Genomic DNA, 11,742 nt, shown 5'->3' with positions numbered 1-11,742 from the left:
ATAATGAAAAAAATTTATACTACTGCTTAGTTGCAACACACTAGCAGATAGTGAGGCATGACCATGGATGAAATCGACGTACAAAATATTGAAATTCAACTCCTGCTACAAGCCATTTACCTCAAGTATGGTTACGATTTTCGCAATTATGCTAAGGCCTCACTAAAACGCCGAATTGAACATCGTTTATCAAAAGACAAAATTTCCAGCATCTCTTTAATGCAACATAAAATCCTATACGATGAAGAGTTTTTCAGTAATCTATTGTTAGATTTATCGATTAACGTGACAGAAATGTTTCGCGACCCCGATTTTTACCAAGCCATTCGTAAAACAGTAATACCCCGCTTAAAAAAATTTCCCTTTCTAAAAATTTGGCACGCGGGCTGTTCAACAGGTGAAGAAGTCTATTCCATGGCAATTTTGCTGAAAGAAGAAGGGCTATATGAACGCACACAAATCTACGCAACAGATATGAATGAAGTCGTTTTACGCCAAGCCAAACAAGGCATTTTTTCCATGAGTCGCTTAAAACAATACACAGCTAACTATCAAAAAGCAGGCGGGACAGAATCCTTTTCAGATTACTACTCCGCCCATTACGACCACGTGGTCATGGATAAAACATTAAAAGAAAACATCCTTTTTTCAGACCATAATTTAGCGACAGATGGCGTTTTTGGCGAAATGAATTTAATCATGTGTCGTAATGTTATGATTTACTTTGATAGAGATTTACAAAATCGAGTTTTTCGACTTTTTCACGAAAGTTTATGCCTTGGGGGGATTTTATGCTTAGGCTCAAAAGAAACAGTACGTTTATCTGCCTACGCCCATGCTTTTGATGACCTTGTCAGAGAAGAAAAAATTTACTTAAAAAATAGCTAACTGACATGATACAACGCATGAAAAAACACAATGGCTCACGCTATCAAGCCGTTGTCATTGGCTCTTCGGCAGGTGGTATTAAAGCCCTCTCGGCAATACTCAAAACCCTGCCGAGTACATTTCCTTTACCGATTTTAATCGTCCAACATTTACACCCAGACTCCGATAGCTATATTGTTAATATTCTTAGTAACTGTACCTCATTACGTGTTAAACAAGCCGACGAAAAAGAAGGTATTATGGGGGGGGTTATTTACATAGCCCCGCCTAATTATCATCTGCTTGTAGAAGAAGATAAAACCCTCTCACTCAGTATCGATGCCCCCGTCAACTTCTCCCGTCCTTCTGTTGACGTGCTGTTTGAAACTGCGGCTTATGCTTATCGAGAGGGGCTCATTGGGGTTATCCTAACAGGTGCGAACAGTGATGGCAGTCAAGGCGTTAAAAAGATTAAAAAATTAGGTGGTTGTGTTATCGTACAATCCTTAGAAACGGCTGAGGCAAAAGCAATGCCCCAAGCCGCAATTAACGCCATAAAAGTGGATAAAGTCCTACCGATAGAACAAATCGGCACACATTTATCTTATTTAGCAAATCGTTAATTATAAATAATACAAGGCATTAGCAATGAGAATAGAATCTATTCGGCTAAAAAACTTTAAAGTTTTTCAAAATTTTGAAGTGAAAAACTTACCCGCTTATTGCGTACTGGTTGGCGCAAATGGCACAGGAAAATCAACACTATTTGATGTATTTGGTTTTTTAAAAGATTGTCTAATCAATAATATTAAATATGCTTTACAAAAACGCGGCGGATTTGATGAGGTTTTATCCAGAAACGCAGAAGATAAAATAATTGAAATAGAAATACAATTTAGATTAAAAATTATAAATACAGAAAGATTAGTGACTTATTTACTAAGAATCGCTAAAAATAATAATCAACCTATTATAGAAAGAGAAGTTTTACGCTATAAGCGAGGTGTTTACGGTTCACCCTTCCATTTTTTAGATTTTCAACAAGGAAAAGGCTATGCCATCACCAATGAACAAGATTTTAATCAAGCAGATACTGCATTAACCCGCGAAGAGGAAACATTAGACCCAACGACATTAGCCATTAAAGGCTTAGGACAGTTTCAACGCTTTAAAGCCGCTTATGCGTTTCGTCAACTGTTAGAAAATTGGCATATTTCTGACTTTCATATTAATTTAGCCCGTGGTAGCAAAGATGCAGATTATCATGAACATCTTTCTGTAACAGGAGATAACTTACAACAAGTTACTGATTATATTTTAGAAAATCATCCAGCATTATTTCAAAAAATCATTACGATTATGAAGCAACGTGTTCAAGGTATTTCCGATATAAAAACCATACGCTCCCCTGATGGTAAATTATTACTCAGCTTCCAAGATGGTGCTTTTCAAGACCCTTTTATTGATAGATATGTGTCTGATGGTACTATTAAAATGTTTGCTTATCTCTTGTTATTATATGACCCAAAGCCATACCCCTTACTTTGTGTAGAAGAGCCAGAAAATCAATTGTATGTCAAACTATTATGGGAGTTAGCGGAAGAATTTCGAGCTTATTCAAATCCACCGAGAGAAGGTCAAGTCTTTGTCTCCACACACTCCCCTGATTTTTTAAATGCATTGAAATTAGAAGAAGTTTTTTGGCTGGTTAAACAGAATGGCTATACACAGATAAAGCGGGCTAAAGATAATCAACAATTACGTTGCTTTGTAGAAGAAGGTGATCAATTAGGATATTTATGGAAACAGGGATTTTTTGATGGGATAGACCCACAATGAAGTTATTAGTCTTTTTCTTAGAAGAACCCTCAGCCAGAGAAATGTTACAGTTATTATTACCGCGTTTATTGCCCACAAAAGATTTTCACTATCAATTTATTGTTTTCGAGGGCAAACAAGACTTAGAAAAGAATATTGCCCGTAAAATCAAAAATTGGCATTGTCCCGTTGACTATTTTATTATTTTACGCGACCAAGACAGCGGTGATTGCTATACAATAAAACAACATTTAGTCTTAAAAACGGCAGATAAACCCAATGTTTTAATTAGAATTGCTTGTCATGAACTAGAAAGTTGGTACTTAGGCGATTTAAGTGCCGTAGAAAAAGGACTGAATATAAAAAACCTTTCCAAAAAACAAGATAACCGTAAATATCGCAATCCCGATAAATTAGCAAATGCAGCTGAAGAACTTACAAAATTAACCGACGGTCTTTATCAAAAAGTTTCTGGTTCGCGTGCGATAGGGGCTTATTTATCTATAGAACCCAATACTAATCAATCCACTAGCTTTAATATATTTTTATCAGGATTACAAAAAATTATCACCATTTTAGACAATTCAAATTTTCAAAACTAATTGCTTTTTTTATTATTTTTCATCTTTCACCCTTTTAACGTTAGATAGGTCTTTCCATGGAGTTGACTCCGCTCACTGCTATATCGCCAGTTGATGGGCGTTATCATCACAAAACACTTGCTTTACAACCAATTTTTAGCGAATTTGGGTTGATTCGTTACCGCGTACAAGTCGAAGTCCGTTGGTTACAATATTTAGCCAGTGTGCCAGAAATTACCGAAGTACCCGCTTTAAGCGAATCGGCAAAAACTTTTTTAGATAATTTAGTCGCTAACTTAAGTCCTGCGGAAGCGCAAAAGGTTAAAGACATCGAAAGCAAAACCAACCACGATGTCAAAGCGGTTGAATATTTTTTAAAAGAAAAAATTGCACCAATACCAGAATTGATGGCGATTAATGAATTTATTCATTTTGCTTGTACCTCTGAAGACATCAATAATCTTTCCTACGCGCTGATGTTACGCGATGCACGGAAACAGGTGATTGAACCTTTATTAGGACAACTCATTGATGTACTAGGCAATTTATCCATCAAATACGCCAAAATTCCCATGCTTTCCCGCACGCACGGGCAACCCGCTTCGCCAACAACACTAGGGAAAGAAATTGCTAATGTAGTCTATCGTTTACATCGGCAACGTGAACAGTTCCAACAAGTCCCCCTATTTGGCAAGATGAATGGCGCAGTCGGTAACTACAATGCCCACTTAGCCGCTTATCCGCATTTAGATTGGGAAAGTTTTGCAGAAGATTTTGTGGCGCAACTGGGCTTATCATGGAATCCCTACACTACTCAGATTGAACCACATGATTATATTGCAGAATTGTTTAATGCTTTAACGCGCTTTAATACGATTCTGATAGATTTTTGTCGTGATGTGTGGGGCTACATTTCTTTAGGTTATTTCAAACAAAAATTGGTAGAGGGCGAAGTGGGTTCTTCCACCATGCCACACAAAGTCAACCCCATCGATTTTGAAAATGCTGAGGGAAATCTTGGTATTGCCAATGCCTTAATGGAACATTTAGCCAATAAATTGCCCATTTCTCGCTGGCAACGAGATTTAACTGACTCCACCGTGTTGCGGACGTTAGGCGTAGGTTTTGCGCACAGTGTCATTGCTTACGAATCTTGTTTAAAAGGCGTGGCAAAATTAGAGATTAACGAAGCCTTATTAAGTGCCGATTTAGATAACAATTGGGAAGTATTAGCAGAACCCATTCAAACGGTGATGCGTCGTTATCAAATTGAGCAACCCTATGAAAAATTAAAGGCATTAACGCGCGGTCGCACCATAGACCAAGCCCGTTTACAAGCGTTTATCAAAGCCTTAGAAATTCCTGAAGCAGAAAAAGAACGCTTATTAGTGATGATTCCAGCAACCTACATCGGCAATGCAGCAGCGCAAGCACAAGCCATTGTCGATAGAGTAAAACAAAAAACCCCGAAATATGCCTGAGTTAAAAATGACCCGCACGGTATGGCAACGTTTCCGCCACACGTGGCAAGCCAGTTTGCACGTGTTACAGGATAAAAAACGCTTAAAATTTTATGTCGCTTATTATCTGGTATATGCCTACTACCTATTGTTATTAAAAACAGTACGAATTAAAAAAACAGGCATTGAGGCGGTATTCGCCGATATGGAAGCGGGTCATTGCCCTATCTTTGCGGGGCCACATTTGCATTTACTCGTGTTTTTACTCGCATTTGATGGCAAACCCTGCGCTTTTTTAGCCAGTTCTAGCAAAGATGGGGAATTAATCACTCACTTATTGCATCAACGTGGATTTTCAACGGCACGCGGTTCTTCCTCAAATCGTGCGAGTGATGGCTTGCGGGAATTATTGGGCTTTATTCGGCAAAAAATCCCTGTTGGAGTAACTTTTGATGGTCCTAAAGGGCCTGCATTAGAACCAAAACAGGGCGTTGCTTTGTGTGCGCGGGCAACTGATGGACATGTTTTTTTTACTTACGTCAATTTAGCGCAAGGTAAAAAACCGTTTTGGGGCATACATTTAAAAAGCTGGGATAAATTTGTTTTACCCTTTCCCTTTGCAAAATTGGAAATGGTGTATGAAAAAATTGAAGGGCTACCTGATAAACGCGACCCTAATTTTCAAGCGCAAACCTTAGCGGAAATTCGCCGTCGAGCATTTACACAATACGGCTATTTATTTGAAAACGGGACGAATTAGCTCGCCCCGTTCTGAATATTCTCAAGTTAAGAAGCTGAGGCTTCCTCGCCCATACAGGCTTGCAAGTAATTTTGTAAGCCAATGTGCTTAATCAGGCTTAATTGTTTTTCTAACCAATAAGCATGGTCTTCTTCCGTGTCGTCGAGCATTTGCTCTAACATTTCGCGGGTAACGTAATCTTTAACCGATTCGCAGTAAGCAATCACCGTTTTCAGCTCTTTGACGACACTATATTCTAGGTCTAAATCACTGCCGAGCATTTCAGGGACAGTTTTACCTATTTTCAAGCCATGACGCACGGATAAATCAGGCGTGCCTTCTAAGAACAGAATCCGTTTAATTAACCAATCCGCGTGCTCCATCTCCTCCTGCATTTCATGATGACTTTTTTCGTATAAACGATGATAACCCCAGTTATGATACATCCGTGAATGAATCAGGTACTGGTCGATAGCGGTCAGTTCTCCCGCCAGTAAGTGGTTTAAATGTTTGATAACGCCATTATCACCTTGCATCATGTACTCCTTTTTATCGTGCCTTTTGAGAGGTTGAAATATTACATTTCAACAGCGGTATTATTGCATACTCTTTGCCAGTTGTAGTCGATTTAAGTAACCTGAGTTCGGCGAGTTTCTTTTGAAAAGACAACAGCTTGTCTGAATCAGAATTTTCAGAATTAACAGAATTTTCAGAATTAAAAAGACAAGAAAATTAAAAGAATAAAAAATTATGTTTTTAATTGTTTTTAATTCTGCTAATTCTGAAAATTCTGTGAATTCTGATTCAGACAAAAAAAGACCTGCTAGGTTTTAAAAACCTAGCAGGTCTCTGTTTTATTTTATAAAACTCGCCGAACTCAGGTTAATCCTGCTAATCCTGATTCAGACAAACGCCTTACAAATCCCGCTTTTTCATTAAGTTGTCGCGGGTGTTTCTTCTTTCACTTCATAATCATAAGTTAATTCTGTCGCCAGTTTTAACATAGCAGAAACAGAACAATATTTTTCAGCGGATAAATCTACCGCCCGTTTAACTTGTGGGTCTTTCAGTTGACGACCTGTCACGATGTAATGCACATGTATCTTGGTGTAAACCTTCGGAATTGTTTCCGCTCGTTCGCCTGAGACTTCAATCACACAATCAGTCACATCTTGGCGAGATTTTTCTAAAATGCTGATTACGTCCATTGCCGAGCAACTGCCTAAACTCATCAGCAATAATTCCATCGGACGTGCGCCCAAATTACGCCCGCCAATTTCTGGCGAGCCGTCTAAAACAATGGCGTGACCGCTACCAGATTCCGCAACAAAGCAGGCATTTTCTACCCATTTAATCCGTACTTGCATGATTGTATTACTCGTGTTTTAAACGTAAATGCGGGAATAATAAAACGTCACGTATCGAGGGTTGATTCGTTAAGAGCATGACTAAACGGTCAATGCCAATCCCTTCGCCTGCGGTTGGGGGCAAGCCATATTCTAAGGCTTGAATATAATCCGCATCGTAATGCATCGCTTCTTCATCGCCTGCTTGTTTGGCTTCTACCTGTTGGCGGAAACGTTCTGCTTGGTCTTCGGGGTCATTTAATTCGGAAAAGCCATTCGCAATTTCACGTCCACCGATGAATAACTCAAAGCGGTCGGTAATGCTTGGGTCTTTGTCATTCATCCGTGCTAAGGGAGAAATTTCAGTTGGATATTCCGTGACAAAAGTCGGGTCTTTTAATAAATGCTCGACGGTTTTATCAAAGATTTCAATCTGAATTTTACCCACACCATCATTGGCATGAGGATGAATATCCAAGCGTTTTGCTAAGGCGCGAATGGTGTTTAAATCTTCTAAATCCGATTGGCGAATGTCAGGATTATATTTCAAAATTGCATTTTTAACGGAAATACGCTCGAAAGGCTTCCCAAAATCATAAACCTCATTTTGATAAGGCACGAGGGTAGAACCTAACAGGCTTTCGGCTAAACCACGGAAGAATTCTTCTGTTAAATCCATTAAGTGCGTGTAATCCGCATAGGCTTGATAAAATTCAAGCATGGTAAATTCAGGATTATGACGGGTAGAAACCCCTTCATTGCGGAAATTACGGTTTAATTCAAAAACTCGCTCAAATCCCCCAACAACTAGCCGTTTTAAATAAAGTTCTGGGGCAATTCGTAGATATAAAGGCATATCTAACGCATTGTGATGAGTGACAAAAGGACGCGCCGCCGCACCACCGGGAATGACGTGCATCATTGGGGTTTCAACTTCTAAAAAGTCTTTTTCAATTAAAAAATTACGAATATACGCAATGACTTTTGAGCGTGTTTTAAAGGTTGTGCGCGTTTTTTCATTCATTATTAAATCAAGATACCGCTGACGATAGCAGGTTTCTTGATCAGTTAAGCCATGAAACTTTTCAGGTAAGGGGCGTAGGGCTTTACTCAACAGGCGTATTGAGCTGACTTTAACTGATAATTCGCCTGTTTTAGTTTTAAACATAACACCGTGCACACCGATAATGTCACCAATATCCCAATGTTTAAATTCTTCATAAGTCCCTTCAGGCAATTCTTCTTTTTTCAAATACAATTGCATCCGTCCGCTCATGTCTTGAATGTGGACAAATGCCGCTTTGCCCATAATCCGACGTGTCATGATGCGACCTGCAATTTTGACACGCACATTGCGAATTTCTAATGTCTCGCTGTTTTGTTCAGCATATTCATCATGCAACTGTTGCGCGGTGCTATTGCGACGAAAATCATTCGGAAAGGCAATGCCTGCTTGACGAATAGCCGCTAATTTCTCACGACGCAAAGCAATTTGTTCGTTCTCGTCTTGGGGTTCAGTAGCAGGCGTAAGTTGCTCAGTTTGTTCAGTCATTTAATTACCTTTATTTTTTAACTCAGAAATAGGGTGATTCGGCTTTATGCTTGCAAAAAAATCAGTTTTTCTACTAAAAGTAAAAGCAAGCCTGTGTTGTTATAAATATCGCGTTTTAGCGCGTGTAACCGACCCTAGGTTGTCGCAGACTTGTTAGTTAAATAAATTGAAAGTTTACCAAAAATATAAGCACTTTTTCATTTTATAATGCAGTAGGAAAAAATGATGATGATTTAATGCTTAAAAACACAGGATGTTATCGAAATGGGCGAGTTAATGGTATTTTACATGTTTGTTGTCTTTGCGGGCTGTGCCGTTGTGGCGACATTGGCTTTATACGCTCGACAAGCCTTATTAGTCAGTTACATTTTATTAGGGATTTTACTGGGTCCTTCAGTCTTTGCGGTGGTTTCTAGTCCCTTGTTAATTGGGGGAATTGCCGATATCGGGATTATTTTTTTATTGTTTTTATTGGGGTTACATTTAGAACCGCAAGATTTATTAAAAATGTTGCATAAAACGACGGTTGTCACTGTCGGCAGTTCTGTTGCTTTTGCGTTTATCAGTGCTGTTGTTGGCTGGATATTTGGTTTTAATGCGTTAGAGTGCTTATTGATAGGGGTTAGTATGACTTTTTCTAGCACTATTTTAGGCTTAAAGTTGTTACCAACGACGGTTTTGCATCATAAACATGCAGGAGAAATTATTGTCAGTATTTTGTTATTACAAGATTTAATTGCTATTGTTACTTTATTAGTTTTAAAAGGCTTGGGTAAAGAAGGCAGTTCGCCCTTGTTGGATGTCGCTTTATTAACGCTCAGTTTGCCATTACTAATTATATTTGCGCAGTTATTTCAACGGTATGTCTTAACCCCGTTATTAATGAAGTTTGACAAAATTCAAGAATATATATTTTTAGTCACCATAGGCTGGTGTTTAGGCATGGCAGAGCTGGCAAATGAGTTAAAAATGTCGCATGAAATCGGCGCATTTATTGGCGGTGTTGTCATGGCAAGCCATCCTATTTCGCGCTTTATTGCAGAAAGTTTGAAACCCTTACGCGATTTTTTTCTAGTCCTATTTTTCTTCACGTTAGGGGCAACCTTAAAACTGGATGTGCTTTACAACGTATTACTACCTGCGCTGATATTAGCCAGCATCATGTTAGTCGCTAAACCCTATATTTTTAAATGGTTACTGGTATCAATGAAAGAGCAGCCCCGCTTATCTTTAGAAATGGGGGTTCGTTTGGGACAAGTAAGTGAATTTTCATTATTAATTGCGGTTGTTGCGTTAAATACGAAAATTATCGGCGATTCTGCGTCGTATTTAATTCAAGCCACGACAATTCTTACTTTTATCGCATCATCTTATTTTATTGTTCTGAATTATCCGACACCCGTTGCGGTTTCTGACCGACTGCGACGGGATTAAACAAGAGGTGGTCATTTATCTGTTTAACTCAAAGCACTCTTAATCTATAAGATTGCTTTTAAAATATTTTTTTAGCAGATTTACCCAATCTGCAACGGTTAAACAGTGTGCGTCATATCCATTCTAAAAATTGTCACCGATTACAACTTAAGTTATTAACGCTAAATTCCCACTGTTTTATAGTTGAGATTAGTTTCTCTATTTTTTTGTAGGACACCTGAATATTATGAATTCTCTATTTGCAGACAGAATGCAGAGTGCGCACCGTTCTTTCATCCGCGAAATTCTTAAAGTCACTGAGAACCCTGAGATAATTTCCTTTGCAGGCGGATTGCCTAACCCGCGCTTTTTCCCTGTAGAGCCTATCATTGCCGCCACTGCGAAAGTCATGCAAGATAAAGTCGCTAATCCCTTGCAATACAGTACAACGGAAGGTTATACCCCCTTAAGGGAATATATTGCCCAACGTTATGCCAAACGTCATGGCTTAAAAGTTCACCCCGATGAAATTTTAATAACCAATGGCTCACAACAAGGATTAGATTTAATTGGTAAAATCTTCTTAAACAAAGGGGATTTTGTCGCGTTAGAAAAACCCAGCTATCTGGGAGCAATTCAAGCCTTTTCCCTGTATGAACCACAATTTCATACCGCAACCTTGCAAGCCGATGGCATTGATACAGAACAACTAGCCATATTACTTGCGCAACAACCCACAAAATTATTTTATACCGTTCCTAACTTCCAAAATCCCTCTGGCATTACCTACTCAGAAGCCAAGCGTCGCGCTCTTGCGACTGTTTTTCAAGCACAACAAACCCTTGTTGTTGAAGATGACCCTTATGGCGAATTACGTTTTATCGGAGAAGATTTAGCCCCATTAAAAAGCTATTTAGGCGACCAAGCCATTTTATTAGGCTCTTTCTCAAAAATTGTTGCCCCTGGTTTACGCTTAGGCTGGATATGCGCCAATCGTGAAATTATCGATAAATTAGTCATTGCCAAACAAGCCACAGATTTACAATCTAATACGCTCTCACAACGTCTTGTTTATCAATACGTAACGGATAACGATTTAGACGAACATATTGCGACAATTAAACATCATTATGGGCAACAGCGTGATTTAATGGTGACTGCAATTGAGCAAAATTTCCCGCCAGAAGTGACCTATACCCGTCCAGAAGGCGGAATGTTTTTATGGGTGACATTGCCCCCCAGTTTGAGTGCAATGGATTTATTTGATTACGCTGCCAAAGCCAACGTTGCTTTTGTTCCCGGTAAAGCCTTTTATGTGGACGGCAGTGGTAACAATACCTTACGTTTAAATTTCTCCAATGCTGACGCACAAATGATTGAAGAAGGAATTAAACGTTTAGGCTCTGCCATTAAACAATTACTGTTAGAACGAACTGCTTGTGCAGCATAGTTTCAGCCTGAATTAAGCGATATAGTAACCGTACCATAAAGTGATTTAAATCTAGGACTGCCAGTCCTTCATGTCGTTTTATAATACGTTTGCTATATGTTTTGGTAAAACAGAAACCTGCTAGGTTTTAAAAACCTAGCAGGTTTTTATTTTAACCTGAGTTCTGCGAGTTTTTTAAAAAAGACAACAGCTTGTCTGAATCAGGATTCACAGGATTTTCAGGATTAGCAGGATTAAAAAGCGTCATTCACCTGACTTTTTGGTTTGAGGGTTTTAAATTCTGTTAATTCTGCTAATTCTGAAAATCCTGATTCAGACAATATTTTAATCTTGTCTGGTCAACCCTTTTCGCGTGTTCTGACAGACCTGCTAGATTTTAAAAACCTAGCAGGTCTCTGTTTTATTTTATAAAACTCGCCGAACTCAGGTTATCCTACGTTTGCTCTCCAAACTTGATATAATCATCAAAGCATAACTATTTGAATATATAATATATTTATTGAAACCATTAAAAAA

General features: G+C 38.7%; 11 protein-coding genes. 8 read left to right on the top strand and 3 right to left on the bottom strand.

Translation table 11 applies throughout. The features are described 5' to 3' along the window. Positions 1 to 57: 57 nt before the first annotated feature. From BEGALDRAFT_RS01210 to BEGALDRAFT_RS17695, 6 genes are read left to right on the top strand one after another with little or no spacing between them, the layout of a single operon-like run. The gene (locus tag BEGALDRAFT_RS01210) at positions 58 to 888 is read left to right on the top strand and encodes a CheR family methyltransferase (protein ID WP_040294835.1); all 831 of its coding nucleotides are present in this window, start codon (positions 58 to 60) and stop codon (positions 886 to 888) included. A gap of 17 nt (positions 889 to 905) precedes the next feature. Next, positions 906 to 1,490: a chemotaxis protein CheB gene (locus tag BEGALDRAFT_RS01205; RefSeq protein WP_040294834.1), complete on the top strand. Its 585-nt coding sequence runs from the start codon at positions 906 to 908 to the stop codon at positions 1,488 to 1,490. A 25-nt stretch (positions 1,491 to 1,515) separates the two neighbouring features. Next, positions 1,516 to 2,706, top strand: a complete 1,191-nt coding sequence (locus BEGALDRAFT_RS01200) for an AAA family ATPase (protein WP_002682837.1) — start codon at positions 1,516 to 1,518, stop codon at positions 2,704 to 2,706. Further along, entirely contained in the window at positions 2,703 to 3,287 is a 585-nt protein-coding gene (locus BEGALDRAFT_RS01195; RefSeq protein WP_002682836.1) for a DUF4276 family protein, read from the top strand. Before BEGALDRAFT_RS01200 ends, BEGALDRAFT_RS01195 begins: the two co-directional genes overlap by 4 nt. Positions 3,288 to 3,343: 56 nt before the next feature. Then, positions 3,344 to 4,747 (top strand): adenylosuccinate lyase, encoded by a 1,404-nt coding sequence (purB, locus tag BEGALDRAFT_RS01190; protein WP_002682835.1) that lies wholly within the window; start codon positions 3,344 to 3,346, stop codon positions 4,745 to 4,747. Then, entirely contained in the window at positions 4,740 to 5,486 is a 747-nt protein-coding gene (locus BEGALDRAFT_RS17695; protein WP_050978382.1) for a lysophospholipid acyltransferase family protein, read from the top strand. Before purB ends, BEGALDRAFT_RS17695 begins: the two co-directional genes overlap by 8 nt. Positions 5,487 to 5,512: 26 nt before the next feature. Here BEGALDRAFT_RS17695 and bfr read toward each other — a convergent pair whose 3' ends face one another. The 3 genes from bfr to lysS all read right to left on the bottom strand — a co-directional run bounded on the left by bfr (position 5,513) and on the right by lysS (position 8,363). Beyond that, a complete protein-coding gene (bfr, locus tag BEGALDRAFT_RS01180; RefSeq protein ID WP_002682833.1) occupies positions 5,513 to 6,001 on the bottom strand; it encodes a bacterioferritin in 489 nt (162 codons plus the stop codon). 399 nt (positions 6,002 to 6,400) lie between these two features. Further along, positions 6,401 to 6,832 (bottom strand): OsmC family protein, encoded by a 432-nt coding sequence (locus BEGALDRAFT_RS01175; RefSeq protein ID WP_002682831.1) that lies wholly within the window; start codon positions 6,830 to 6,832, stop codon positions 6,401 to 6,403. Between the two features lie 7 nt (positions 6,833 to 6,839). Further along, complete coding sequence (gene lysS, locus BEGALDRAFT_RS01170) at positions 6,840 to 8,363, bottom strand: lysine--tRNA ligase (RefSeq protein ID WP_002682827.1); 1,524 nt, start codon at positions 8,361 to 8,363, stop codon at positions 6,840 to 6,842. 264 nt (positions 8,364 to 8,627) lie between these two features. Between lysS and BEGALDRAFT_RS01165 the strand changes: the two genes are divergently transcribed. Together BEGALDRAFT_RS01165 and BEGALDRAFT_RS01160 are read left to right on the top strand one after the other, a co-directional pair. After that, entirely contained in the window at positions 8,628 to 9,797 is a 1,170-nt protein-coding gene (locus BEGALDRAFT_RS01165; protein WP_002682814.1) for a cation:proton antiporter domain-containing protein, read from the top strand. Between the two features lie 226 nt (positions 9,798 to 10,023). Beyond that, positions 10,024 to 11,226 (top strand): aminotransferase-like domain-containing protein, encoded by a 1,203-nt coding sequence (locus tag BEGALDRAFT_RS01160; protein ID WP_002682812.1) that lies wholly within the window; start codon positions 10,024 to 10,026, stop codon positions 11,224 to 11,226. Positions 11,227 to 11,742 lie beyond the last annotated feature (516 nt).

The sequence above is a fragment of the Beggiatoa alba B18LD genome, assembly GCF_000245015.1.
Lineage (GTDB): Bacteria > Pseudomonadota > Gammaproteobacteria > Beggiatoales > Beggiatoaceae > Beggiatoa > Beggiatoa alba.
Note: the sequence above shows the minus strand (reverse complement) of the source record. Positions and strands in the feature narration are given on the sequence as shown.

Excerpts from the sequence above, each read along its gene's own strand:
- BEGALDRAFT_RS01205 (WP_040294834.1), top strand. The coding sequence starts at position 906 with ATGAAAAAACACAATGGCTCACGCTATCAAGCCGTTGTCATTGGCTCT.
- BEGALDRAFT_RS01175 (WP_002682831.1), bottom strand. The coding sequence starts at position 6,832 with ATGCAAGTACGGATTAAATGGGTAGAAAATGCCTGCTTTGTTGCGGAA.
- BEGALDRAFT_RS01160 (WP_002682812.1), top strand. The coding sequence starts at position 10,024 with ATGAATTCTCTATTTGCAGACAGAATGCAGAGTGCGCACCGTTCTTTC.
- lysS (WP_002682827.1), bottom strand. The coding sequence starts at position 8,363 with ATGACTGAACAAACTGAGCAACTTACGCCTGCTACTGAACCCCAAGAC.
- BEGALDRAFT_RS01165 (WP_002682814.1), top strand. The coding sequence starts at position 8,628 with ATGGGCGAGTTAATGGTATTTTACATGTTTGTTGTCTTTGCGGGCTGT.
- BEGALDRAFT_RS17695 (WP_050978382.1), top strand. The coding sequence starts at position 4,740 with ATGCCTGAGTTAAAAATGACCCGCACGGTATGGCAACGTTTCCGCCAC.
- purB (WP_002682835.1), top strand. The coding sequence starts at position 3,344 with ATGGAGTTGACTCCGCTCACTGCTATATCGCCAGTTGATGGGCGTTAT.
- BEGALDRAFT_RS01195 (WP_002682836.1), top strand. The coding sequence starts at position 2,703 with ATGAAGTTATTAGTCTTTTTCTTAGAAGAACCCTCAGCCAGAGAAATG.
- BEGALDRAFT_RS01210 (WP_040294835.1), top strand. The coding sequence starts at position 58 with ATGACCATGGATGAAATCGACGTACAAAATATTGAAATTCAACTCCTG.
- BEGALDRAFT_RS01200 (WP_002682837.1), top strand. The coding sequence starts at position 1,516 with ATGAGAATAGAATCTATTCGGCTAAAAAACTTTAAAGTTTTTCAAAAT.
- bfr (WP_002682833.1), bottom strand. The coding sequence starts at position 6,001 with ATGCAAGGTGATAATGGCGTTATCAAACATTTAAACCACTTACTGGCG.